The organism is Aliivibrio sp. S2TY2 (assembly GCF_028765525.1).
In the GTDB taxonomy this organism is placed as follows: domain Bacteria; phylum Pseudomonadota; class Gammaproteobacteria; order Enterobacterales; family Vibrionaceae; genus Aliivibrio; species Aliivibrio finisterrensis_A.
On record NZ_JARACS010000002.1, the window covers coordinates 282,603 to 307,658 of the forward strand.

Annotated in this window: 27 protein-coding genes; 10 read left to right on the top strand and 17 right to left on the bottom strand. The window is 36.8% G+C overall.

Going from position 1 to position 25,056, the window contains the following annotated elements:
- Window positions 1-63 precede the first annotated feature (63 nt).
- The 3 genes from PVK63_RS05070 to PVK63_RS05080 all read right to left on the bottom strand — a co-directional run bounded on the left by PVK63_RS05070 (window position 64) and on the right by PVK63_RS05080 (window position 3,567).
- Window positions 64-1,344, bottom strand: coding sequence for a hemolysin family protein (locus PVK63_RS05070; protein ID WP_274439946.1), 1,281 nt, complete (start codon window positions 1,342-1,344; stop codon window positions 64-66).
- A 192-nt stretch (window positions 1,345-1,536) separates the two neighbouring features.
- Complete coding sequence (locus tag PVK63_RS05075; protein WP_274439947.1) at window positions 1,537-2,088, bottom strand: sugar O-acetyltransferase; 552 nt, start codon at window positions 2,086-2,088, stop codon at window positions 1,537-1,539.
- Window positions 2,089-2,196: 108 nt separating this feature from the next.
- Window positions 2,197-3,567 (bottom strand): MATE family efflux transporter, encoded by a 1,371-nt coding sequence (locus PVK63_RS05080; RefSeq protein ID WP_274439948.1) that lies wholly within the window; start codon window positions 3,565-3,567, stop codon window positions 2,197-2,199.
- Window positions 3,568-3,771: 204 nt separating this feature from the next.
- On the opposite strand from PVK63_RS05080, the gene PVK63_RS05085 reads away from it, so the two are divergent.
- Window positions 3,772-4,215: a dCMP deaminase family protein gene (locus PVK63_RS05085; protein WP_130043573.1), complete on the top strand. Its 444-nt coding sequence runs from the start codon at window positions 3,772-3,774 to the stop codon at window positions 4,213-4,215.
- 64 nt (window positions 4,216-4,279) lie between these two features.
- Here the strand turns inward: PVK63_RS05085 and PVK63_RS05090 are convergent, their stop codons facing one another.
- Window positions 4,280-4,861: an acyl-homoserine-lactone synthase gene (locus tag PVK63_RS05090; RefSeq protein WP_274439950.1), complete on the bottom strand. Its 582-nt coding sequence runs from the start codon at window positions 4,859-4,861 to the stop codon at window positions 4,280-4,282.
- Between the two features lie 235 nt (window positions 4,862-5,096).
- Between PVK63_RS05090 and PVK63_RS05095 the strand changes: the two genes are divergently transcribed.
- Window positions 5,097-5,840, top strand: coding sequence for a helix-turn-helix transcriptional regulator (locus tag PVK63_RS05095; protein WP_151653776.1), 744 nt, complete (start codon window positions 5,097-5,099; stop codon window positions 5,838-5,840).
- 61 nt (window positions 5,841-5,901) lie between these two features.
- Here the strand turns inward: PVK63_RS05095 and luxG are convergent, their stop codons facing one another.
- The 6 genes from luxG to luxC form a co-directional block, all read right to left on the bottom strand.
- Window positions 5,902-6,612, bottom strand: coding sequence for a flavin mononucleotide reductase LuxG (luxG, locus tag PVK63_RS05100; protein ID WP_151653774.1), 711 nt, complete (start codon window positions 6,610-6,612; stop codon window positions 5,902-5,904).
- Window positions 6,613-6,632: 20 nt separating this feature from the next.
- Complete coding sequence (gene luxE, locus PVK63_RS05105) at window positions 6,633-7,754, bottom strand: long-chain-fatty-acid--protein ligase LuxE (protein ID WP_274439951.1); 1,122 nt, start codon at window positions 7,752-7,754, stop codon at window positions 6,633-6,635.
- Window positions 7,755-7,827: 73 nt separating this feature from the next.
- On the bottom strand, window positions 7,828-8,808 hold the full coding sequence (luxB, locus tag PVK63_RS05110) for a luciferase subunit beta (protein WP_274439952.1): 981 nt from the start codon (window positions 8,806-8,808) through the stop codon (window positions 7,828-7,830).
- Between the two features lie 40 nt (window positions 8,809-8,848).
- Window positions 8,849-9,913, bottom strand: coding sequence for a luciferase subunit alpha (gene luxA / locus PVK63_RS05115; RefSeq protein WP_151653768.1), 1,065 nt, complete (start codon window positions 9,911-9,913; stop codon window positions 8,849-8,851).
- Window positions 9,914-9,952: 39 nt separating this feature from the next.
- On the bottom strand, window positions 9,953-10,876 hold the full coding sequence (locus PVK63_RS05120) for an acyl transferase (protein WP_274439953.1): 924 nt from the start codon (window positions 10,874-10,876) through the stop codon (window positions 9,953-9,955).
- Window positions 10,877-10,891: 15 nt separating this feature from the next.
- A complete protein-coding gene (luxC, locus tag PVK63_RS05125) occupies window positions 10,892-12,328 on the bottom strand; it encodes a long-chain-fatty-acyl-CoA reductase LuxC (protein ID WP_274439954.1) in 1,437 nt (478 codons plus the stop codon).
- Between the two features lie 210 nt (window positions 12,329-12,538).
- Here luxC and PVK63_RS05130 point away from each other — a divergent pair, with 210 nt between their 5' ends.
- Complete coding sequence (locus PVK63_RS05130; RefSeq protein ID WP_274439955.1) at window positions 12,539-13,279, top strand: LuxR family transcriptional regulator; 741 nt, start codon at window positions 12,539-12,541, stop codon at window positions 13,277-13,279.
- Window positions 13,280-13,348: 69 nt separating this feature from the next.
- Here PVK63_RS05130 and PVK63_RS05135 read toward each other — a convergent pair whose 3' ends face one another.
- Both PVK63_RS05135 and PVK63_RS05140 read right to left on the bottom strand, forming a co-directional pair.
- A complete protein-coding gene (locus PVK63_RS05135) occupies window positions 13,349-14,161 on the bottom strand; it encodes a mechanosensitive ion channel family protein (RefSeq protein WP_151654106.1) in 813 nt (270 codons plus the stop codon).
- Window positions 14,162-14,339: 178 nt separating this feature from the next.
- Window positions 14,340-14,534: a hypothetical protein gene (locus PVK63_RS05140; RefSeq protein ID WP_274439957.1), complete on the bottom strand. Its 195-nt coding sequence runs from the start codon at window positions 14,532-14,534 to the stop codon at window positions 14,340-14,342.
- A 317-nt stretch (window positions 14,535-14,851) separates the two neighbouring features.
- On the opposite strand from PVK63_RS05140, the gene PVK63_RS05145 reads away from it, so the two are divergent.
- Genes PVK63_RS05145 through PVK63_RS05155 form a run of 3 tightly spaced genes read left to right on the top strand, consistent with a single transcriptional unit; the run spans window position 14,852 to window position 17,190 of the window.
- Window positions 14,852-15,589, top strand: coding sequence for a nucleoside recognition domain-containing protein (locus PVK63_RS05145; RefSeq protein ID WP_130043571.1), 738 nt, complete (start codon window positions 14,852-14,854; stop codon window positions 15,587-15,589).
- Entirely contained in the window at window positions 15,589-16,056 is a 468-nt protein-coding gene (locus PVK63_RS05150; RefSeq protein WP_130043570.1) for a YjiG family protein, read from the top strand. The genes PVK63_RS05145 and PVK63_RS05150 overlap by 1 nt, the downstream gene beginning before the upstream one ends.
- Before the next feature lie 9 nt (window positions 16,057-16,065).
- Window positions 16,066-17,190, top strand: coding sequence for a M20 family metallopeptidase (locus tag PVK63_RS05155; RefSeq protein WP_274439958.1), 1,125 nt, complete (start codon window positions 16,066-16,068; stop codon window positions 17,188-17,190).
- A 73-nt stretch (window positions 17,191-17,263) separates the two neighbouring features.
- Here the strand turns inward: PVK63_RS05155 and PVK63_RS05160 are convergent, their stop codons facing one another.
- Both PVK63_RS05160 and PVK63_RS05165 read right to left on the bottom strand, forming a co-directional pair.
- Window positions 17,264-18,064, bottom strand: coding sequence for a helix-turn-helix domain-containing protein (locus PVK63_RS05160; protein WP_274439961.1), 801 nt, complete (start codon window positions 18,062-18,064; stop codon window positions 17,264-17,266).
- 33 nt (window positions 18,065-18,097) lie between these two features.
- The gene (locus PVK63_RS05165) at window positions 18,098-18,616 is read right to left on the bottom strand and encodes a YbhB/YbcL family Raf kinase inhibitor-like protein (RefSeq protein WP_130043561.1); all 519 of its coding nucleotides are present in this window, start codon (window positions 18,614-18,616) and stop codon (window positions 18,098-18,100) included.
- Between the two features lie 356 nt (window positions 18,617-18,972).
- Between PVK63_RS05165 and PVK63_RS05170 the strand changes: the two genes are divergently transcribed.
- From PVK63_RS05170 to PVK63_RS05180, 3 genes are read left to right on the top strand one after another with little or no spacing between them, the layout of a single operon-like run.
- Complete coding sequence (locus tag PVK63_RS05170; protein WP_274439962.1) at window positions 18,973-19,362, top strand: nitrous oxide-stimulated promoter family protein; 390 nt, start codon at window positions 18,973-18,975, stop codon at window positions 19,360-19,362.
- Window positions 19,359-20,240: a LysR family transcriptional regulator gene (locus PVK63_RS05175; RefSeq protein WP_130086237.1), complete on the top strand. Its 882-nt coding sequence runs from the start codon at window positions 19,359-19,361 to the stop codon at window positions 20,238-20,240. Before PVK63_RS05170 ends, PVK63_RS05175 begins: the two co-directional genes overlap by 4 nt.
- 14 nt (window positions 20,241-20,254) lie before the next feature.
- Window positions 20,255-21,091 carry an SGNH/GDSL hydrolase family protein gene (locus PVK63_RS05180; RefSeq protein WP_274439964.1) on the top strand — a complete coding sequence of 279 codons (837 nt, stop codon included), beginning with the start codon at window positions 20,255-20,257 and terminating at the stop codon, window positions 21,089-21,091.
- Window positions 21,092-21,179: 88 nt separating this feature from the next.
- Here the strand turns inward: PVK63_RS05180 and PVK63_RS05185 are convergent, their stop codons facing one another.
- Both PVK63_RS05185 and PVK63_RS05190 read right to left on the bottom strand, forming a co-directional pair.
- Window positions 21,180-21,839 carry an HAD family hydrolase gene (locus tag PVK63_RS05185; protein WP_274439965.1) on the bottom strand — a complete coding sequence of 220 codons (660 nt, stop codon included), beginning with the start codon at window positions 21,837-21,839 and terminating at the stop codon, window positions 21,180-21,182.
- Between the two features lie 175 nt (window positions 21,840-22,014).
- Window positions 22,015-22,629, bottom strand: a complete 615-nt coding sequence (locus PVK63_RS05190; protein ID WP_130086234.1) for a LysE family translocator — start codon at window positions 22,627-22,629, stop codon at window positions 22,015-22,017.
- Window positions 22,630-22,706: 77 nt separating this feature from the next.
- On the opposite strand from PVK63_RS05190, the gene PVK63_RS05195 reads away from it, so the two are divergent.
- Window positions 22,707-23,231 (top strand): outer membrane beta-barrel protein, encoded by a 525-nt coding sequence (locus tag PVK63_RS05195; protein ID WP_274439967.1) that lies wholly within the window; start codon window positions 22,707-22,709, stop codon window positions 23,229-23,231.
- Window positions 23,232-23,305: 74 nt separating this feature from the next.
- Here the strand turns inward: PVK63_RS05195 and fruA are convergent, their stop codons facing one another.
- Complete coding sequence (gene fruA, locus PVK63_RS05200; RefSeq protein ID WP_130086232.1) at window positions 23,306-25,048, bottom strand: PTS fructose transporter subunit IIBC; 1,743 nt, start codon at window positions 25,046-25,048, stop codon at window positions 23,306-23,308.
- Between the last annotated feature and the right edge of the window lie 8 nt (window positions 25,049-25,056).

The following is a 25,056-nucleotide window of genomic DNA, read 5'->3' on the forward strand; positions in this document are numbered from 1 at the left end:
ATCAAAAAATTACTGCGATATATTAATCGCAGTAATTCTTTTGATACTGGATCTATTCTATTTTTAAATAAGAGTAACTCTTACTTTACTTGCTCTATTATTATCAATTGATAGTACTTCAAAATTCCAACCTTGATGCTGAACAGAGTCACCTACCGCTGGAACATTACTCGTTAGCCACATGAACATACCCGTTAGTGTTTGATAATCACCTTCTTTTTCTTCAGGTAAACTTCCTAAATTCAACGTGCCTTTCAATACAGTAGTTGGAATAGAACCATCTAAAATCCATTCTGTTTCTGATACTTGATCAGTCCATGCATCATTTGGATTTTCAGATTTAAACTCACCAGCTAATGCTTCTAGTAGATTCTTTTGCGTAACAATCCCTTGTGCGTCGCCATATTCATCAACAACCAAAGCGATTTCTTCGCCTGTTGTTTTCAATAACTCCAATAATTCACTGCCGTACTTGTTCTCTAAGAGAGTCAAACAAGGTAATAAGTTACGCATCAACCATTTGGTTCGGTGCTCTTGATGCGCTGCTTTTAGCAAAAATCGTGACGTAGTAAAACCAAGTACATTGTCCATACCGCCACGCGTTACTGGGTAAATAGAGTATTCTGAGCGCAGTAACTTAGGTAAGTTTTCATCCCATGATTGTTCCGTATCGAAATAAACTAATTCATTTCTTGGGATCATTAAAGAAGCGACTCGTCGATCATCTAATTGGAGAATATTACGTACCATGCTGTGTTCATTTTTTTCAATAACACCTTGCTCAGATCCCTCAGAAAGTAACGCATGAATATCATCTTCTGTAATTGAAGCTTCATCACTATTTGAGCGCCCAAGTAGACGCAAAAGCGCATCGGTTGAAATAGACAGTAAGAATACAAATGGTCGAGAAATAGAGGCCAGTAAACTGATCAACGGTGCAATTAACGTTGCTATACGCTCGGCGTGAAATTGGGCAATACGTTTTGGAACCAACTCACCAACAACGATTGAGACATAAGTGATAATCACAACAGTCGACATCGTAGAAATGGTTGATGCTAAGCTCGCAGATAGTCCAAATGACATGATAAAGTTTGAGATAGGGCCAGAGAACGCGGCCTCACCTAAAATACCATTTAAGATACCAATACCAGTAATACCAATTTGTACGGTAGATAGGAATTGAGTAGGTTCTTCACCTAATTTTATCGCTTTAGCGGCTGACTTACTGCCTTCTGAAGCCAGTTTTTGTAATCGACTCTTTTTTGCTGTCATGAGTGCAATCTCAGACATAGCAAACACACCATTAATCACAATCAGAAAAAGTAATATGGCAATATCCAATGTAAACCTCGAATTAATAAAATAATGAAAATCAACATAACGTATGCTGAAATTTTCTATTCTTATATTCCTGATTTACAAGAAGGTCAATCATTATATTGAACTATTTTTAAACAAGAATCTTAATACATATACATAGAAACAATCTGAAATAATTCATAACCAATGGTTCATTACTTTATATATTAATTGCTATTTTTGATTTAATATTTTAATAAATTTAGCAGGAGAACCACCATATAAGCAGTCTGGTGGTACATCATGATTAACCACTGAGTTTGCAGCAATTACAGAACGAGCACCAATAGTTACGCCTTGATTAATAACCACACTTCCTCCTATCCATACATCATCTTTAATGACGATAGGCTTACAGAAGGTTTCCCAACGGCGGCGGCTTTTGTAGTCTAATGAATGGGAAGCTGTATAAAACTGAGCATTTGGGCCAATTAATACATGATTTCCAATGGTAATTTCAGCACCATCAAGCATGGTTACATTCATATTAATAAAGGTATCGTTACCTATTGAAATTGTCTTTCCAAATTCACAAAAGAAAGGCGCTTGAATAAAACTGTTTCCAAATTCCTTAAATACATTAGGCAAAATGGCTAGCTTGTCTTCTGTTTCAACACTTTGATTAAATTTTTGGAGGTGTTGTTGCGTTTGATTACGGATAGCATCGATCTCAGGATCGGCGCCATTAAATTCTTGTCCACTTTTCATTTTTTCAAATTCTGTCATCGTAATCCCCTAGAAGCACAAATCGAATAGACCAAGTAAAGTCTATTCGATTGAATTTATAAAAAAAGAGTAAACCTTCGTCTAAAAAACTTCCTATTTTAACGAGGTTTAATGACTCATTACTGATGACGATGCTACCGGTAGTGGTTTAATCAACTTCTGAGCTTTCAAATGTTTCCACACCATTGGTGCAATGCAGATAATCAGAGCAATATTAGAGATAGGCATCGCTAACCAAACTCCATCAATTCCAAACCATTTTGGAAGTATCAGCAAGAAAGGTAGTTGTATAATAATATTACTCATTGAGATCACCATTGCTTTTTTGCCTTCATTCACCGATAAGAAGTAGATAGTAACAAGAACAATAATCCCATCTAAGAACATAGCAAACAGGTGATAGCGGATACCAACAATGGTTTCAGCTATTAATGACTGATCGCCATTAGTAAATAAAGCAGTTGTAAGCTCTGGTGAAATATTTAAAATTGTCACCCAAGCCACCCCTGTAATGGTTACCCATTTAAGTGCCAATTTAAAGATTTGGTATACCTTCTTATTTTCTTTTGCTCCGAAATAGTAGCTAATTGGTGGTTGAGCGCCTTCCGCAATACCCTGTGCAAGAAGGTAATACAGCATGAATAGATAACCAACAATGGCATAAGCCCCCACAGTGGTTGCTGATCCATAATGCATCATTAACGCATTATGCATTGCCACAACAAAGCTACCATATAAATACATTACTAATGCTGATGAGCCCAAAGCTAAAGACTGCTTAGCTTTATTTAACGAGAATACAACATCTTTTAATATTATCTGAATACTTGAGCGCTTAGTAAAGAAGTAACCTATACCAAAGACTGTGACAAATGACTGAGCGATCAATGTCGCCAATGCTGCACCAGAAAGGCCCAGTCCCATCACACCAATAAATACATAATCTAAGACAATATTAACTAATGCACCGATCACTAATAAGAACGTCGCTACATTTGGTGATTCATCATTTCTAACCAACATAGGTAATGCTGTTGCACAGGCAGTAAAAAAGCCACCAAACATTAATACATTAATGTAATCCATTGCATAAGCAAAGTTTTGTCCTTCAGCCCCCTGCGCTGACAAAATATCTTTAGCAAATAAAACAATAAAGAAGATAGCTATCGCACTTAGAATGGCTAATAGCCAAAAACCCGTAGTCAGTGTTACTTTTGTTTTTTCTAACTTATTTTCACCACGATAAATAGACATTACACTGCCTGTGCCCATGCCTATCATTACGCCTATTGCGCCTAACACACAAATAGCAGGCCATGCCATATTTATGCCCGCAAGGCCTTCAAAACCGATGTAGTGACCAACAAAGATCCCATCGATAATCTGATACAGTCCACTCACCACCATTGCTGCAATAGAAGGGATAGCATAACGCCAAAAAGTACGAGTGATGGATGAATCTGCATGAAATGTTGTCATATTTTACCTCAGTAACAACAAAGAATTTCGCGAGTATATGGCAGAAATAATGATTGAAGAAGTTAGTATCCATCCGATTTTAAGATAGTTAATAAGTTATTATTGCGGATTGCTGCTTTAGACTTATTGACACCTAAAAACTATGTTATAAGCTTATGAAATAGATAAAATTATTCTTTTGAATAAAGAAAAAAAGGGCAAATGATGGTTTCTAAATGGGCAAAACGATTTTTCCAAATGGCTGAGCTGGTCGGTTCCTGGAGTAAAGATCCATCAACTCAAGTAGGAGCGGTGATCACCAAACACAACCGTATTGTTTCTGTCGGTTTTAATGGTTATCCACATGGCGTATCAGACAGTGCTGATACGGATGAGCGTGAACTGAAATATTTAAAAACCTTACATGCCGAAGAAAATGCTATTTTATTTGCTAAACGTGATTTAGAAGACTGCGATATATGGGTAACTCATTTTCCTTGCCCTAACTGCGCAGCAAAAATCATTCAAACGGGTATTTCAAAGGTATATTGCCCAGAACAGACCGACGATTTTTTATCTCGTTGGGGAGAGAAGATCCAGATCAGTCAAGATATGTTTTCTCAAGCTGGTGTAGAGGTGACATGGTTGCCATTGGACGCACTGAAATAAAAACACCGGATAAGCGTATTACTTATCCGGTGTTTTTATATAGCCAACTTACGTTATTATATTATTAATTTAAAACTGCTTTTTTAAATTCTTCATTAATAGGCATTATTATAACTACTGACTTTGTTTCTCCTAGCAAATGAACTTGTTCGTCGCCTATACGATAATAAGGGACTTTGATTCTCTTTAAAAAGCGCTCTATAGCCGTAGATGTTACTGTTACGTACTCGGTAATACCATGATTTATAGCATGTATATAGATTGCTTCAAAAAGCTTCATCGTTATTTCACTTGCTGATTCATTCATTTTAGAGCTGTGCTTTCCAACTGCAAAACGACTTAATTCTACAATACTAGATGCATTTGGAGCGACTTGCTCACCAAGTAATTCAGGGAATACTGTTTTTAACATGTAGTCACCTGTTGTTGGCAATAAACGCCAGCATCCATTTACCTTTTCAGTATCATCACACGCGTATATATACGCTGCTTCTGAGTTATCAAACTGATCATATTCAAGGTCATTATCTGAAAGTAAATCCCACTGTAATCGTTGCTTAAATACTTGATAACGTAAACTCAATATTCCCATGTATTCATGGTTAGGTATGGTAGTAAATTCAGATTTTTTTATCCTTATTGTCATCCTGACTCCCCCTTATCTTTTGCGCAACTATAGCAAGCAAGTTTAATTCTTAAAACCTGTACAATCCTACAGGATAGATAATTAACTCAGAGGCTCAAGATCACAATTAATGTGTGAAGGCTGCCCGATTTATAATGAAATTTCCTCACAGATTATTCTGATTAATGCTATATAACTCATTAATATCTAATGAGTAAATAATCGCTGTTATACCGTAGGAGATAAGGAAGGAAAATTGAATACCAAGAAACTAAACACAACATTAGAACTCATCAATAGCATCCAACTGTCTCAAACAAAAAATAACATAAGATCATGCCTAGAAGAATTAACTAAATCACTTAATTGTGAGTATTATTTATTCGCTATTATTAACCCTAAGTCCATGATCAAATCTGATGTCAAAATTTTAGATAATTACCCATTATATTGGCGAAACTATTACGACGAAGCAAATCTTATCACAGATGATCCTATTGTTGATTATAGCTCTTCTCATCACTCTCCCATTAATTGGAGCATTTTTGAAAAACAAACCAAAAAAAATACTAAAGTAAATGTTATTGAAGAGGCTAAAATCTCTGGGTTGTACTCTGGATTTAGCTTCCCTATTCATACCCACAATGGGGGATTTGGTATGATCAGTTTTGCCAACTCTGAAAAAGACAAGCATATAGACAAACTTTTTCTTAATGCTTGCATGAATGTCCCTTTAATTCTTCCTTCGCTACTCGATAGCAATAAACGAATAACTGAAGACAATCAGCAAGAAAATATCAACTTAACAAAGCGAGAGAAGGAATGTTTAATTTGGAGTTGTGAAGGGAAAAGTACATGGGAGATTTCAAAAATATTAAACTGTTCAGAGCGAACAGTTACCTTTCACCTAACGAATTCTCAAATAAAGCTCAGTGCAAATAACCGTTGCCAAAGTATCTCAAAAGCTATTTTAACAAGATCAATGAGCCCTTTGTATTAAAGAATACTCTGGCTACTAAATATTACTGTAGCCAAAGTATTAGCATCTGATAGCGTCTTAATCAAAGGTAAGCAAATGCATCTGCAAACATCTGCTCTGATCTGGCTTTTTTCTCAGATATTAATTGTTCTTTCGCAGCTTTAGCCATCATAAATGGTCCACATACGTAAATATCAAATAATGTAAGATCAGTAAAATCCTCCATCACTGCATTTAAAACTGTTCCTCTTTTTCCTAACCACATGTTTTCGCAATCTTCGAGCACAACGGGAACATAGTGTAAATTATTATATTTTTGTGATAATGCTTTTAGCTCTTCATCCGCATATAAATAATCTCTATTTTTTACTCCCCAATAAAGATAAATAGGCTGCATCAACTTTCTATTTAAACAGTTTTTAAGGATACTATTGATATAAGATAATCCAGTGCCACCCGCTATTAATAATAAAGGATTAGAGCTATCCTCTCGCAACCAAGCATCACCATGAGGGGCATCTATTTCAAAATTAATTTTTTTCTCAAACACATTTAAGAAAAATTCAATTATATTGAATGCACTACTTTCATCGGAACTACCAATATGTAATTCAATACTTCCAATATCTGTAGGGCAATTAGCAATAGAAAATGGCTGTTTTTTATTATCTTCTATTTTAATAAAAATATATTGCCCAGCTTTAAATACAATAGGGTGGTCTGGTGTTACCTTTACTTTATATATATTTTTATTTACGGATTCTATTTTTGACACCTTACAATTAACCAACATATACGCTCCTTATAATAAATCTATTTCATTGCTGTTGCCATAGATAGAGCACAGCCTTTTTGAGCTCTCGTTTGTAATCTTCTTACAATCTCAATCGTTGTACCAGGGTATGGATCTGGCGCTGTAATATTATGAATAATACCAATATCATCCGTCAGAATAAACGCGGGGTAACCTGTAGATGAAGCGTCCATATAACTCAATAAACCTATCTCCCCATCAGCAACAGGTTCCAATGTTTCCGGATCTAATGCTCTTGCATAGACCCAAGGAGGTACATGCTTTCGCTGATATTCATCTTCAAAAAAACAAGTATTTAGCTCAACTTGGTTAAATGTATCACGAATCTGATTCACATCACTTAATTGAAAAGTATTCATCAAAATTTGATTAAATTCGTCTCGATTTAATGAATCACTTTGGTTTGATTTCCACCCACCACCAGTAATAATATACAATCGACTACCAGCATTAAACTCAATACGATTTTCTTTCATATACTGGCATAAAAGATACACAAAATAAGGCGGACCAATTAAACAGATATCTTTTTTTGTATCATAAATACGGAGTAAGTTATCAATTGTTTTCTCAAAGTTAATTTTATCATCACTAACTGTAAATTCTGTCGGATATAACAATTCAACTAAGCTCATCACATATTTAAACCAAACATTGTTAGTATTAAAACGATCTGGTCCTAGATTTACTAACTCCATTTGATGATCAAACCAATCTCCAACATATTTCATACCAAAATTAACCGATCCAAGCAATCGTTCAATACTGAGTCGATCACGACCGATATAACTTTTAACACCACTGGTTCCACTACTTGTATACCAGTTTTCTATTTCATTCTCATCTGCAGTATGTACTTTCAATTGTTTAAAAACAGATGTTGGGAACACGGGAATATCATCGAGATTATGAATGTTTTCATTTACATGTTGAGTGATACAATAATTTCGATAAGTTTCATTTCGATTATAATGAAAGTGAAATGCTTCCCTCACCAACCTATCTTGGATTACTTTTTGTTCTTTAAATTCCCATTCTTTTGGTGAGCTCATAAATATAAGATCATCTATCTCTGAACTTGCTATAATATTATTCTTTGCAATAGGTACTTGAATTTCCATATATAATCCATATTATCAATATAATAACTAGTTAAAAAAATAACGACAGCGTTAATCTGCCATTATTTTATTATCATGAAAGGTTTTTATGTATTTTCTGATTTACCATATCAATAACAGCCTTAACATTATCTTGACTTCCCATTGATTCAAACGATAAAAGAATATTTTTAGCTCCTGTTTTTTCTATTGCTAATTTAGTCGAATCATAATAATTGAATTCTGTTCCAACTGCATTTTCTTCAATTATGGAATTAATCTTTTCTAACGGGTTAATATTTGGATATGTTTCTATAATATAACTTTCCAAATATTGCCTAGCCTCTTCACGAGCAATATCTCCATCAACATTCAAATTAACAATAATCGTTAATTGATGATCTACTTCTGAAACATCGATACCGTAATGTTCTGCTGTATTATTATAAAGAGTCGCGTAGCTTTCTTTTACGGCAAGGCTATCTTCCCATTTAAATATTAAAGGCAACGATTTTTTAGCAGCCCATACAACAATGTCGTTACTGGTAGCTGTAACATACTGTTTAGGCCCATTTACACTAAAACAATGAGGGTTTATTGACACTTTAGGAAAGTCAAAAAAATCATTTTGCGCATGGCAATAACCAGTGATTAAAGCTTCATTAATTATGTCATAACATGCCTCAAATTGTTGCTGCTTAGAGGGGATATGACGCTTAAAAAATTCCATTTCAAAATTACTTTCGCTATCGCTCAGTCCTAATATAAAGCGTCCTTCAGACATTTGGTCTAATAAACTTGCTTCCTCAGCAATTCGAACCGGGTGATGAGTAGTAATAACTTGATTTAATGACCCTATTTGAAGTTGAGTTGTCATTCCCAATAAAAAACCTGCAGCTGTAATTGGTGCACCTACAATACCATTTGTCGAAAAGTGGTGTTCATTAACAAAGACGGTATCAAAATGATATTTCTTTGAATCAATGAACGACACGGTATTTACCATATTATCTAAAACATCTTCTGAAGTAGCGTTATTATTTTGGAAGTTAAGAAAAAATAAGCCAAATTTCATAATAAATATCCTTGTTGTATTTAATACTATGTATAAACAATTACTTTGGGTCTTTCAGGAAAGGAGCAACTTGTTTCATAAATCGCTCCATCGATGCCACGATTTCTTCTTCACTGCCATTAGCTTCAAAACCACAAGTAATATTGCTAATACCTGTTGCATCAATATCACGTTGGATAATTGCAATACATTCCTCAGGAGTCCCTACGGGGTTTATTTCATTGCTATAATCGACTCGTCTATTTGTATTAGTATGACCTTGTAAAACAAAATCACGCCATTGTCCTTTATGATAGTCATAGCCACGAGTTTGATTACTATCTTTAAAGATGTTGGTAGCATTAACATATGAATCGTACCAATTAGTTAAAAATATTCGGCACACTTCACGCGCTTTATCTCCAACATCGTCAACAGAGCATATAAATGTCATTGAATGATCTATTTGAGTAATATCATGACCATGCTCCAAAGCTATTTCATTATAGAGCTCCATTTGAGCCTTCTTTTCATTCGTTCCGATGATCCAACTAAGAACCATAGGTAACCCCTGTTTTGCTAGCCATTCGGTCGTACTAGCTGACTCAGCAGTCATACATGTCGGAACTTTTTTTGAATATACTTTAGGGTAGATATTAACTTCTGGAAACTCAATATGCTCACTGTTTGAACTTATTTTTCCCGTTTCTAAACTCGTCATGATCATATTATGAAAATTTTGAGTTATACCACGTGAGTCTTCCATATTGACACCAAAAACACGAAAGTCTTTATGATACAAACCTCGAACAACACCAAAATTAAAACGACCTTTAGATAATTGATCTAGTAACAATACATCTTCTGTTTGTCGCACGGGATGTGCTGTTGGAATCACTACACCCATTGTTCCAACATTTAATGTTTTCGTGCGACCAAGTAAATTTGCCGCCGCAACAAACAGATTGCCAGTGAGACCGAATTCAGTAAAATGGTGCTCAAGAGTCCAGTAGGTATCAAATCCAAGCTCTTCAGAGGCAACCCCTAGTCGAACAAAACGATCCATTACTTGCTTATGTGTTTCACCTGGTGGCTGATATGAGAAACAAATATTTCCAAACTTCATAGTATCTTCCTTTACTTTTATATAATGAGTTATCTAACTTTACGCAAGTTCGAGAGATTCATTTTCAATTTGATTTTTTAATCGACGCTCTTTTACCGTTACACTTGTTATGTCTTCAAATTTCGGCTCTATAATTTCGACATCAAGGTCTACCGACTGACAGTCTAAAGCGATGGCCGCTTTCGTCACTGATTGATAGAAATTTCTTAGCACTACTAAGTTTTCCCCTAAGTCATGAGAGCTACCAATTAAAGAATACAATTTAGCTTTCTTTGAATTAATGTTATTCATAAGCTCCAATACTTCATTCTGTTTGACCCAATTATCATCATTAGCAGTAAAAGCAATAAATGGAATGTTTATGCCTTTTACTTTATTTATTGTCGAGCCTAATGTGTCCCAGTTATATTTAAAGCAATCAGTCACAAATATTTCTGAGCCCAAATTGTGCCCTTCAAAATCGAGATCTTCAGGCAACTCTTCAATAGCTAATTGCAGATAATCATATTTTAAAGCTCTCTCCAACGTATCTCGCAAATTAACAACACCGACAGCCGTAACTAAAAACGACAAATCAATTTCATTAACAACTTCATAAGCAATTCGAGCAGATAGACTGGCTGCAATCAGGCCTAACTTATTAATATTTCGACCGTTAAGCCACTCAATAACGGTAAGTAAACTCTCTTTACCTATCGACATAGAGAACTCATTAATATTACCGCTACTTAAGCCTACGTGGTGAAGTGAGTCATAGCGAATTACACGAAAACCATTGCAAGATAAATATTCAGCTAAACCTGCAAAATGGTCCATGCGACGGGCAAAACCAGATGCAATCAAAATCGTATTATTCTTTTTAATTGTATTTTCTTTTGGTAATGTTTCCCAAACTCGAACCACCTTACCATTATCAAGCGGAATGACATGATCTATTGTTGAGGTATTATTTATATTTTCCATATAATTTCCTTTTTATTACGGGACAAAGACTAAAAATTTGTCTTCTTCTAAATAGCGAGTTTGCTCTATTTTTATAGCTACATCTTTTGTTGTATAAGTGTGTGGTCTTTCTTGAGATACATATTTGACAAGACGTTGAAGTGGACGCATTCCATCATGAGAGCCACCAACACGAAACACATTATTCATACCCGACTCTATAATGCGTTCCGCTCCGTATTGAGCAAGCTCATCTCTATATTTAAATGAAGACTCCCATGGTGCAATTGATACTGTTTGAGTTGTATTTTTATTAATAAAAGGAAGTATATCTTCAAGGCAAAAAACTTGATGGATATATACTGAGCGAGATAATGGTTGATTACCAAATGCACCTAAAGGCGATTGAATCAGTAGCCAATTTTGATTTTTCCCTTTCTTTACTTGATAACCAGAAAATAAGCTTTCTTTCTCAGTTAAAGTAAAAGCTGCTTTTTCATCAAAATTCTGTAAGCCTTTCGGTAATATTTCTGCGTAAAAATTTAATTGTTTTTCTAACTCATTAATAAACAAATCCAATTGCTTACCTATGTAATAAATATTTTGTGTTGAGAAACATGCTTGTTGGTCATAAAAACAAATATCATGCGCAGCCCCTATTGCGGCAGCGGTTAGATCTTTAGGATCATCAATTATGGTTAAACTTTTCTTCGGCCCAAATTTCAAAATATCAATATGATGAGGAGAATGCTTTACTGCCCATTTAATGGCCTCATCCCCACCCCAAGCAATAACAACATCCGCATTATTCATTATTCTTTGTGGTAATGACATATCTTCACGGTGTGACCAGTACATGACCGACATAGAACGTGTAATTGGATGATCAGCATTTACATCAATAAAACTTGATACCAAAGCCGTTGCGGTAAAAGGGTCTGCCGCAGATGTTTTAATAATGCATTCATTTTTAGTTAGAACAGCCCGTAGAATAGAGGTCACCCCCGACAAAGGGACATTACCTGCTAACAAATGCACAGATTTACCTTTTGGCAGTGCTTTGATATAACAATCCCCTTGAGGCAACCATTCATCAGTAATGTGCAACGAGCCTAAATCATGTTGAACAATATCATATAAGGCACTTTTAGAGCATAGTAACATTGCTATCCAATTTGCTTCTAACTTAGCCATTTCTTCCGAATAACCAAGAAATTTCACCAAATCTCTAATATAAGTGCGTCGACGGTTATATTCTTCACTTTTCCATCGTTGTCCTACTGTATATAAAAAATTAATAATTTCATTTAATGTTAATGTATTTTTACTTCTATTTTTAATAATTAAATCAACACTATCGTGATCAAGAATAGAAAGATATACTTTGTTATGGTTAAATAACACCTCTCTTTCAGGTTGATCTGGTTTATCTTGAATTACACCTGAAATAATTATGGGTATATGCTTATTCATTATTTTCCTATATTTTAAATATGTAACTACATTATTTAATTACTTAGAGTTTAAAAAATAGCAAATCTACACCTACAGTAAACCTGCGCTATATTACAGGTAAAAATCAAATCGTGATCTAGATCACGGCACACATAATAAATAAACGTGAAATTTATTTTTCTGCTATATATAATTTAATTAACAATGATAGTCAGCTAGAGATAAAAAATGGAAAACTTAATTCAATGCAATACTATTAATATGGTAATTGACAAGATCAATAATTCAAAGAGTAACACTCACCTTAATCAATGTTTACATGATATTACTGATATTCTCGATTGTAATTACTATCTATTTGCTATTATTTCTAAAAAATCAATGATAAAGTCAGATATACTGATATTTGATAATTACCCAAAAAATTGGCGTAATCATTATGACAAAACCAACTTAATTAAACATGACCCTGTTGTAGATTATTGTTTTTCAAATCACTCTCCTATCCATTGGAATGAACTTGAAAAAAAAGAGCATAAATTAAATAAACCTAATGTTATTCAAGAAGCTCAAACATCAGGATTACATTCAGGATTTAGCTTCCCAATTCATTCTATAAACGGAAGTTTTGGTGTAATTAGCTTTGCTCATTCAAGTAAAGAAAAAAACGTTAATCACGCTTTTCATACTGCCTGTATACACATCCCAACTATAATTCCAATCTTATTAGATAGCTTTCACCGAATTAATAAAAATAATACTAATAAAGATTTAACCAAAAGAGAAAAAGAATGCTTAGCGTGGGCATGTGAAGGGAAAAGTTCTTGGGAAATATCAAAAATACTAGGTTGTGCTGAACGTACAGTAACGTTTCATTTAGCTAATTCACAGACAAAACTTGATACAACAAATCGCTGTCAAAGTGTTTCAAAAGCTATATTGACAGGAGCAATTGACCCTATGTACTAATATAAATTATTAAATCATATATGGTATAGCTTGTACTTTCCTACAATGTAAAATACAGTAAACCGTATTCTATATCGAACCTTTATCTACTTCTTTAGGAAAGCGTTCGTGATACATTTCCATAAAGTCTTGTCGAATTAACTGCTCTAAATGTGATGCTTTTTCTGTCGGGCAGAAAACCATATAATGCACTTTTTGATCGCCCATTGAGGTTGTAGATATATGGATATGAGGATCTGCCCCTGGCAAATCTACGCCAGCGTGTTTCTCAATCACACCATTATATCTCTTAGCCACTTCGATAAAATCTTCACAATGCACATCAATTTTTTGTAATAACTCAGGGATCATTGGATACAGATTATCAAACTCTCTCACACAGATAGAAAAGTTATGATAGACATAGCGCTTCATGAAATTGAGGTTTTTTACTGGGTAAGTAAAAAACATACTATTGGGAAGAGTGGCGGTTTTTCCGGTGTAATCGTATTGACCATGGTGTAAATCGATTTCTTGAATAACGGTTGCCATCATATTGTGTTCGATAACCTCACCACACAATGTACCGACTTCTATCCAATCACCAATTCGAAATGAACGCGAACTAGCACGTTGAATTGAACCAGTAAAACAAAGAATAATCTCTTTAGAGGCAACAACTAGCGCAACAGCAATCGCCGTAACGGATAAAGCAAATTCATTAATCTCTGATTGCCAAAGAATAAATAGAATAATAACAATAAAGGTGAATGAACCATTCTTTGTTCGTGAGATCCACTTTCGCTGATCTTCGGTTAAAAAAGGAATATCTCCTCTGATCCGTTTAACGGCATAATGGCGTAATAAAAAGATAAAGCTAATAATTAACACACTAAAAATCATTTTATGTGCTAATAAAAAATCTATGACTAATAACAGTCTATCCACGTCTACCTCTTCTATTTACCGCTGCTTTCTTAAATCAGCGGTAAATATCCCATAGGTAAGCGAGAATTTCATCCCTATCGCTCCATTTCCTCGAACTTGATTCACTTTATCTTAACCAACTTATCTTGATTGATTAATAATTCGTCACATCTGAATATTCACCTTCAATGATTCTTGATTTTTTTCCTTCCGAACCATCCATTTTTTTGCTTTGTGTTTTTGACATAATAAAGCCAACAATACTCAATCCAACAGCAAAAAACAGACTTGAAACAAGAACAAAAAAGCCAACAAACAAAGCAACTATCGTTACAAATAACTGTTTCATATTTTTACTCGCTCTTATAAATGAAGTCTCACTCTATCAGCTCATTTCTGAACAGAAGATGAACAAGGCTATCTTGAAAAAAAAGATTTAATAAACAACCCTCTACCAAAAATAACAAAATATGATTTTAAACAACAAATCAACAGAAAACTCTACAATTTCAGATAGATCACAAAATAATAATCTTCATATACAGAATATTACTTTTAGAAATAGTTATTGATACGTATCAAGTCCTATAAGCCAGATTAACGCACAATACCACTAAATAGTTAACCACTTACAATTTCTAATCTTAACTTTAAAACGAGGTAATTATGACTCAATCGACTGACAAAGATTCTAAAGTCGGTATTGGCAGCTACGTGGCTCTCGCCTTCGCTGTTGTATTTTTTTCTGGCTTAATGCAATCTAATGAATGGTACGGCGTACTCGACTTCACTACATTAAATGGTTCTTTTGGTAGTGTCGCTTATTCTGTTACTGAAACTGTAGATGGCGTTCAAGCGGCAACAACTTCTTTCCGTGGTAAAGGCGGTAGCGGTGCTCGTGACGGTTTCATCTTTGCATTAACTCTTATTCCTACCGTTATGTTTGCATTAGGTATGATCAACGTTCTTGAGCATTACGGTGCACTTAACGCAGCTCGTAAACTGCTTACACCTCTTCTACGTCCTTTAATGGGTATTCCTGGTAACTCTGGTTTAGCTTTAATCGCATCATTGCAAAGTACTGATGCGGGTGCGGCGATGACTCGTCAATTAAAAGACGAAAAGCACTTAACTAAACGCGAAACAGACATCTTCACGATGTTCCAATTTACTGCTGGTGCAGCAATTGTAAACTTCTTCTCGTCTGGTGCGGTGCTATTTACATTAACGAATCCTGATGGTTCTTTAGCGGTTCCTTCTTCTATCGGCCTGGCTGTTGTTGTTATGTTTGCTTTCAAATTTGTTGGCGCAAACTTATTCCGTATTTACCTAAATATTACTGAAGGTAAAGAAGGCCAAGACGATGACAAACAAGACAAGAAAATGACTGAGGAGACAGCATAATGAGCGACGTTAAAGCAAAAAAACCAATGGTGACAGACATCTTCGTTGAAGGCGCTAAAAAAGGCTGGGTTATTGCCACTACTTCAACCGTTCCTAACGTACTAATGGCGTTTGTAATTATCAAGGCTCTTCAAATTACGGGTGCACTTGATTTAATGGGCTCTATCTTTTCTCCAATCATGGCTATCTTTGGTCTTCCTGGTGAAGCAGCAGCAGTATTAATTGGTGCTTGGATGTCAATGGGCGGCGCGGTTGGTGTGGTTATCACTCTGTTTGACCAAGGTATTCTTAACGGTACTCACATTGCGATTCTTGCTCCTGCGATTTACCTAATGGGTTCACAAGTACAATACATGGGCCGTATCATGGGTCCTATCGGCACTGAAGGTCGTTACCTTCCTGTTATGATTGCAATCTCGGTATTAAATGCATTCGGTGCAATGTTTGTTATGAACATGATTCTATAAGGATTTAAGATGAATTTTTCTCTAAACGATTACCTAGAAGAACTCCGTCCACTGATTGATGTGGATTGCGGTACTTACACGCTTGATGGTATCGAATTTATTGCAAGCAAAATGGCAGCTAAATACGAAGCGATGAACGGTTGGTCTGTTAAACGTGTAGATTGTGGAAAAGCGGGCGTTGGTCTTGAAGTTCGCAATAAGCCTGACGCTGATCATATCGATGTAATGATGATTGGCCACATGGATACGGTTTTCCCTGTTGGTACAGCGGCAGAGCGTCCAATGTCTTTAGATGCTGAAAAAGCCTATGGACCAGGCGTATCTGATATGAAATCTGGCCTATTAAACGTAGTTTATGCACTGCGTAATCTAGACCAAGCAGTATTAGATAAACTGTCTATCTGTGTATGTATGAACCCAGATGAAGAGACAGGATCGCTAGATTCAGTTGATTGGATCCAAGAAACAGCTAAAAAAGCGAAAAATGTATTAGTTGCAGAAGCGGCTCGCGCTAATGGTGGTTTAGTTAAAGCACGTAAAGGCATGGCTAATTACAAAGTAACCTTCAGTGGTAAAGCAGCTCACGCAGGTAATGAACCAGAAAATGGCCGCAGTGCAATCACTGAAATGGCAAACTGGATCTTAGCAGCAAACGCAATGACTAACTTTGAGTCAGGCACGACATTGAACGTAGGTGTTGTTGCTGGTGGTGCTGGCGCTAACATCGTTCCTGATTCAGCAACCGCTGTGATCGATGTTCGTTTCTGGGATAACGCAGAATACGACCAAGTTGATACTACATTAAATGGTATGACTCAAACGCCGTTTGTTGATGGTGTTTCTATTAAAGTAGAACGTGAAGCATACAAACCATCAATGGTGCCATCAGTACAAACTGAAGCATTAATGGCGATGGTTGAAGAATCAGCACAAGAGCTTGAAATCAGCATTAACTGGCAAGAAGTGGGCGGCGGCTCTGATGCTAACAACACGGCAATCTTAGGCGTTCCAACGTTAGATGGTTTAGGCCCTATCGGTGCAGGCTTCCACAGTGCTGATGAGTACTTATTGCTTGAATCAATCGAACCACGCATTAAGTTGTTGATGAGTGTGCTGACTAAGTTAGCTAAGTAGTCCTTCTACTTATTAAGGGTTAAAAATAAAAACAGCGAGCCTAAGTGCTCGCTGTTTTTTTTGTTTCTTATGTTCAATACACCACTGTCTTCATATATTGCTTAGGTGTCATACCAAACTGCTGATGAAAACGCTGGCTGAATCGACTTTCCGATTGATAACCACACTGCAGTGCTAAATCTAACTGGCTTTGTTTCTTTTCTTGCATTAATCCCAATGCGTGACTCATTCGAACATTCGATAACACTGTTCTAAAATTGGTGCCGTCTCGCTGTAATCGACGGATCAGCGTTGCGCGGCTCATTGAAAAATCATCGCATACGCTTTCTAATTGATACGCTTCTGCTGGATCTTTAGCAAAATACGCACTCAGTTCATTTTGAAAAGAAGCAAACGTGGGTGAGAATAAAACATGCAACACACCCAATTCTGCCAATTGCTGATATAAAGCCAGCAAGTGAAATTGCTGTGTTTTAAAGCTTAACTTTTGGGTATTCATATCGGTTAAGAATGTAAATCCATAAGCTAGCAATGGGGACACTGTGATCGCATGAGTATGTAAGCGGGTGCTTTCATTTTTTTGGCTCTCTTCTAACATATCTTTAGGCGGAGTTAGAAAAAAACAGATCTGAACAGAATAAAAGTTATCTGTAGAAGATTTATTAATAAAATTTAGGCCTTGGTTGGCTGACGTAAGCAACCAAGAGTGTGAATCGATATCAAATTGTTCAGACTCTTGAAATACGGTTTTTACGCCAGATTTAACCCAAATAATACTAGGGGCATAAATATGAACATTACGTAAATGTTGATCACTCTGACCAGAGTAAGTTTGCACTCTAAATACCGGTTCATTCAACATTACTTTATCCATTTTATCCCCCTATTTTACCAATTTAAATTCATATTAGCGCACGTATGTCGCGGTTAATACGGCTTTGTCTAATGCCATGCTATTTAGAGTATAACCAACTACCGCAGGTGAAATATCGGCAGGTAAATCGATTTTCTCTTGTGGTAATGCCCACACTGTATATTGATATCTGTGCATACCATCGCCAGCAGGAGGACAAGCGCCACCATAGCTCATAGTGCCAAAGTCATTTTTCGTTTGTAATGTATTTTTCATTGCCGAACCTTGTTCAACACTACTTACGCTTGCAGGAATGTTAAGCGCTAACCAGTGCCACCAACCGCTACCTGTAGGTGCATCTGGATCAAACACAGTAATAGCAAAACTCTTTGTTCCTTCTGGCGCATCTTTCCAGCTTAGTTGTGGAGAGATGTTGTCACCAGTACAGCCCATGCCTGAGAAGGTAAATTTGCTATTCATCAGTTGACCTTCATGGATATCAGTACTTGATACTTCAAAAGCTTGGCTAGAGAATGAGGCAAGAGTAAGTAATACTAATAATGCTTTGTTCATAATAATTTCCTTCACTGTTTTATAGAGTGTTCTAAGTAAGTACAGGACCATTATTATTGATTCACTCACTATTAAATTACCATAAAGTATCAAATACAAGTTAATATTAATTAATTTTGATACTTTCCGTTTTTTTGTGAGATTGTGATTTACTTAGCCCCTTTTTTATAGAGTCAAAGAAAAAGCCACTTAGCACGAAACTAAATGGCTTTTGGCGCATACACTTAGGAGCAATATGCTTTGGGGGATAAGGAAATACTAAGCCATAATTCATTTATGAAAAAGTGAACACTTCACCCAATTTCATTTCCCCTTTATACTAGATCTATTACGATGTTTTAAAGCGTGGGCAATAGATGAAAAGCAGTCATATTCTACTTGGTAAACTCAACACTGAGTTTAAAACTGTCTCTGCAATGATTGAGATTTATTGTAAGAAAAACCATCACTCCGAAGCACTGTGTAAAGAGTGCCAGCAACTGATGGATTATGCTGAAGTTCGTTTAGATCGTTGCCCTTACGGCGAAAACAAACCCACCTGCAATACTTGTCCTATTCATTGTTATAAGCCTGAACCTAAAGAGCAAATGCGTTTAGTGATGCGTTTTTCTGGGCCACGAATGCTATTAAAGCACCCCATTTTAGCTATCCGCCATTTGCTGTCTGAGAAAAAAAATATCAATCCTAAGCCTTCACCAAATTGCTCTAACCGCCATATCCGTTTACAAAAAGGGGAGAAAAAATGAATTGGACTTTAGATCAACTCAACGCTTTTGTGACCTCTGTAAAATGTGGTTCATTTTCTGCTGCGGCACGCAAAATGGGGAAGGCGCAATCGCGAATTAGTACCGCAATTGCCAATCTAGAAGCCGATCTTGGATTTGATCTCTTCGATAGAAGTGCTCGCTTACCGGTTTTAACTCAAGATGGCGAAGACATGTTTATTGAGGCTCAGGCAATTCTTGAACAGTGTGAACGCTTACAAGCCCGAGCTGATACCGTCGCCACGGGTGAAGAGATTGCATTAACCGTTGCTCTTGATGAAGCCGTTCCTATTGATGTGTTTGAGGATTTCTTTCAAAAGTTATCTCTAAAATTTCCATTATTAAAGCTGACGATCATTAATGGCTCTCAAGCGGATATTGCTGAATGGGTCGATGATAAAAAAGCAGATCTTGGTTTTCTATTTCGCGTAAATACCTTATCTGACTCTTTAGAATATCTGTCTCTTGGTTTTTTTAACCAAGCGCTTATCGTTTCACCACAACACCCATTAGCTAAAATTGAAAAACCGACATTGGTGCAATTAAATCAACACCGTCAATTGGTTATTCGAGATCGCGTCGGCCACTCACATGAAAAAGCCATCTCAGCCAATCACTGGTATATAGACAGCTATTACTACATTACGGCCTTGGTGATCCGCAATGTTGGATGGGCGTTGGTTCCTGAGCATGTTTTAGAATCAGACTGGTATCGAGACCAAACTACTCGACTGTCGGCTTTTCATATCCCTGATGCATTACAAATTGAGATCGGGGTTGTAAAGCGTCGTGACAGTGGCATGGGAAATGTCATGGAATGGATGCTTGATGAAATTGAACATACGTTTGAAAAATTATAGAAGATGAATGAATAATGAAAGCTCAATTAAAGACCTATCTACTCAATAATGAATCTATCGATTTATATGATCTTTTCCACCAGTTTCAATCAATCTCTGTATATGCGTTAATCAACGAGCTGCACGCTTTAAAAGACGAGTTACAGCTCTCTATCAAACTGAGCTCTCTTGTTTCTCAAATTGATGGGTTATTACCAAAACTGAATACCATCGAGGATCCAACACAACAAATTGAGTTCCTTTGCAAAGAAATCGATATCGCTCAACGAGGACATAGCATGAGCCGTTATATTCATTTAGTAGACTCTCACCAAACTTTCACGCCAACCGTTGATGTGGTTTTATTTGGGGATTCGATTACTGAATGGGGCCCATGGCAAGATGTATTTACTCAAATTCCCCATGTGAATCGCGGCATTGCAGGGGACACTACGTTTGGAATGCTACGTCGAATAGAAACAACATTAGCCGTTAAGCCTAAACTCATTTCAATCATGGCAGGCATTAACGATTTATCTCAAGGATTTTCTGTTGATTCTGTTTTTGATAATTACATCGCAATGCTAATTTATTGGCAAAAGAATAACTGTCCTGTATTAGTTCAAAGCACTTTGTATTGTGGCAATAGACTCGCTCATTTAAACCCAAAAGTTACGGACTTAAACTCTCGTTTAGAGTCTTATTGTCAGCAGCATAATATTGATTATTTGAATGTTAATAAGATCCTGAGTCCTAATGGCTTCTTATCGAATGACTTTACCTGTGATGATCTGCATTTAAACGCTAATGCCTACTCTGCTTGGATTAACGTTCTTCAACCTAAATTAGACGAGTTATTAGCTAAGAACTAAATAATAATTTCCAAGAACTAAAAAAGGCGACGCACTAAACAGTGAGTCGCCTTATTTATATTTCAATACTAATTAACTCAAAACCAACTTAAGCTTTGCGGGTTTTTAAATCAACCAACACATCAATCATAGAAGGTAGGATTTGATGACCAAGTTTAATCACTTCTGCACTTGGTTCTACTAGATCTGGAATTTGATAGGTGATCATATTTGCTGCTACTGCGGCGTGTGTTCCGTTATTAGAGTCTTCAAACGCAAGGCAAGCATCAGCAGAAATACCTAAACGTTCTGCCGCTAAGAAATAGATCTCTGGGTGTGGTTTACCATGCTCAACTTCACAACCTGTTGCTAGCACATCAAAGTAACCATCAAGACCTGCTAATTCCAGTTTTTTAATCGCAATATCATGCTGTGTTGATGTAGCAACCGCCATTGGGATTTTATTCGCTTTTAACCATTCTAAAAGCTCAATAACCCCTTCTTTTACAGGGATTGCTTGGTGCTTAACTACTGCCGTGTAACGCACTCGCCATTCTTGGTTTAATGCTGGGTAATCTACACTTGGGCCATAACCCTCACGGAAAAGCTGTTCAATTCGTTTTGCATTACAACCAATAATAGAAAGATACAGCTCTTCAATAAAGGGAACATTTTGAGCTTCACACGCCTCTTTAAAGATCCCCATACACACACGTTCTGTGTCTAATAGCAGTCCATCCATATCGAAAATTGCAGCTTGAAACGTCATGAGAAACCTTATGTATTAATAACAAAAAATAGAATAACTTTACGTATAAAATGACAATGCTATACGTTTGAGAATGTTCATACTAAGCTAAAACTATTGGATAAAAAAGTGAACTCTTCTTTTTAGCTCACTTCCTCTTTTAAATTAAACAAAATAAAGATTGTAGAGTAATTTACTACGCAGAAAACACCACTCGAATAGCAAGAAGAATAAGCACAAGACCAGATAGGCGATCAATCCATTTAGCTTGATTTCGAAGCCTATCTACAATCTTAGGAGCCGATAATAAACAACTAATTATTGTGTACCACAACCCATCAACAACAATAGGTGTAATAACAATAATTACTTTGTCTAACGGTTCAATACCAACAGCAACAAATTGACTAAACAGGGCTAAAAAGAACAGGGCAATTTTGGGGTTTAACAGTGAAATCAATAAACCTTCTTTTGCTGACTCAATAATCGTAACTTGTTGTCCCGATTCAAGCCTTGCAGCAATTCCACCCGTGGAACGCAGAGCGCCTAGACCTAAATAAGCCAAATAAGCAGCACCTAAATAGCTTATGCCTTTGAATAGCATTGGTGATTGCTGCAACACTACCGCTAAGCCAATAACGGTAATAAAAGCGTAACAGCCTATACCGATTGAATGCGCCCAAGCGGCTGCTATACCATTAATTCGCTTACCGGATAAAGTATGTTTCGCTACCGTAGCTAAGCTTGGTCCTGGAGACATAGCTCCCAGCAATGAAACCAAAAATAATGTAAACCAAATAGTTAATGTCATTTCTTCTTTAATTCCTCTTTACAACATTGTCTCATTCACAATAAAATCGCACATTCGGTTAAATAGACGAGTTTATAATGAAAAGGTTACTACCACTTTTGTTGCTAGGGGCAACTGCATCAGCGCAAGCAACAGACACTTTACACCAAATCTATATTCAGCCAAGTCTTGCAAACCTAAAAATTGACGGTTCCCATGGTAGCGCTTTAATGACTCAAGTGGGTTATAACTATCATTTCGCACCAATGCTTGCGATGGATCTAAGTTACTACATGACAGCATCAATCAATGATATCGCAATTAATGGTGATAAAGCATCAGCTACAGGCGCTACTATTGCCGCTAAAATGTATTTCCCTATGTCTTATTATGGTTCTTTTTATGGGAAGTTTGGTTTAAACCACACCAATGTTGAATATCAATATAAAGAAGGCAATCAAACATTAAAGCAAGAGGCGGTATCAACTAAGCCCTATCTTGCGGTAGGTACCATAATGAGACTGTTTCCTTCCACTACCTTCAATATTGAATATCAATACATGCCGCTAGCTTCAGATGATTACATTTCATCTATTGGTGCAGGTGTGAACTTTATGTTCTAGCTTTAAAAAAGCATAAAAAAATGGGCGCTTCCAATCATCTTGGAAGCGCCCATTTTATTTATATAGTGTGTAAGTTATGCAGCTACTGCTTCTTTCGCATCCGCTTTATTTTTCAAGAAAGCGTAAGTAAAACCAGTTACCGCAGTACCAGCGGCAATTGCGACTAAGTACATGAACACTGGCGTAATCGCGTTTGGAATAAGAAGTACGAACAGACCACCGTGTGGAGCAAGTAGTTGAGCACCAAACAGCATAGATAGACCACCCGTTAATGCACCACCCGCCATACAGCTTGGAATCACACGCATTGGGTCTTTCGCTGCAAATGGAATCGCACCTTCAGAGATAAAGCATAAACCAAGTACAAATGAGGCTTTACCTGCTTCACGCTCACCCGCTTCAAACTTGTTCTTAGCAAGGAATGTCGCTAAACCCATACCTAGCGCAGGAACCATACCAGCTGCCATGATAGCCGCCATTGGGCCATACGTTTGTGAAGCCAGAAGACCTACACCAAATGTATATGCGGCTTTATTTACTGGACCACCTAAGTCGAAACACATCATACAACCAAGAATCACACCCAGTAATACTGCGTTAGTTGAACCCATATTATTTAGGAACTCTGTCAGCGCAGACATGATGCCTGATACAGGGCCACCAACAACATAAATCATTACCAAACCAGTGAACAAACTCGCCACAAATGGAATGATTAGAATTGGTTTAAGCGCTTCCATTGATTGAGGAAGAGATACTTTATCTGCGATGAATTTTGCAGAATAACCCGCAATGAAACCCGCCGCGATACCACCAAGGAAACCTGCGCCAGTTGAGCTAGCCAACATACCACCAATTAAACCTGGCGCTAGACCAGGACGGTCAGCAATTGAGAACGCAATGAAACCAGCAAGAACAGGGATCATCAACGCAAATGCCGCGCCACCACCAATGTCCATTAATGTTGCAGCAATAGTACCCGGCTCTTTAAATGCTTCGATACCAAATACAAATGACAATGCAATCAATAAACCACCCGCAATAACAACAGGAAGCATGTGTGATACCCCTGTCATCAGGTGTTTGTACATGCCTTTTTTCTCTTCGGTTTGAGAAGATTGCGCTTTACCTGATGATTGGAAAACAGTCGCATCTGAGAAGGCTTTATTCATCTCTTGTTCTGTTTTCTTCAGCGCTAAACCTGTGCTTGTTTTATACAGGCGTTTGCCATTAAAGCGATCAAGGGCAACTTCGATATCCGCTGCGATGATGACTAAATCAGCCTCGGCAATTTCTTGGTCAGTTAACTGATTTTTTGCACCCACAGAGCCACGAGTTTCTACTTTAATAATGTGGCCTTGGCGTTTACCTTCTTCTTCTAGCGCTTCAGCTGCCATGAAAGTATGAGCAACACCCGTTGGACATGCCGTAATCGCTACAATTTTCTTAGGTCCTGTCGCGTCAGTCGATGCCACTGCCTCTGAAACCGTCACTTCAGAAGCGGTTAGTTCTTTTGCATTATTTACTGCATTTTCTAGCCAAACTTGCGAGTTAATTGCACATTCAGAAATTGAACCTTGGTGTACTTTTTTACCAACAAAGCGAGACGTATCAACCACCGAATTTGCGGCAATAACAATTACATCCGCCGTATCAATGACTTCTTGAGTTAACACCTCAACGGGTAACACGCTTGATTGACATTCAATCGTCGCTTTCCAATTTAGTTTGGTTGCTGCTTGTTCTAATAAACCTGCTGCAATGATGCTGTTTGCTACACCGCTTGGGCATGCAGTAACGATAGCTATATTTTTCATAATCTGTC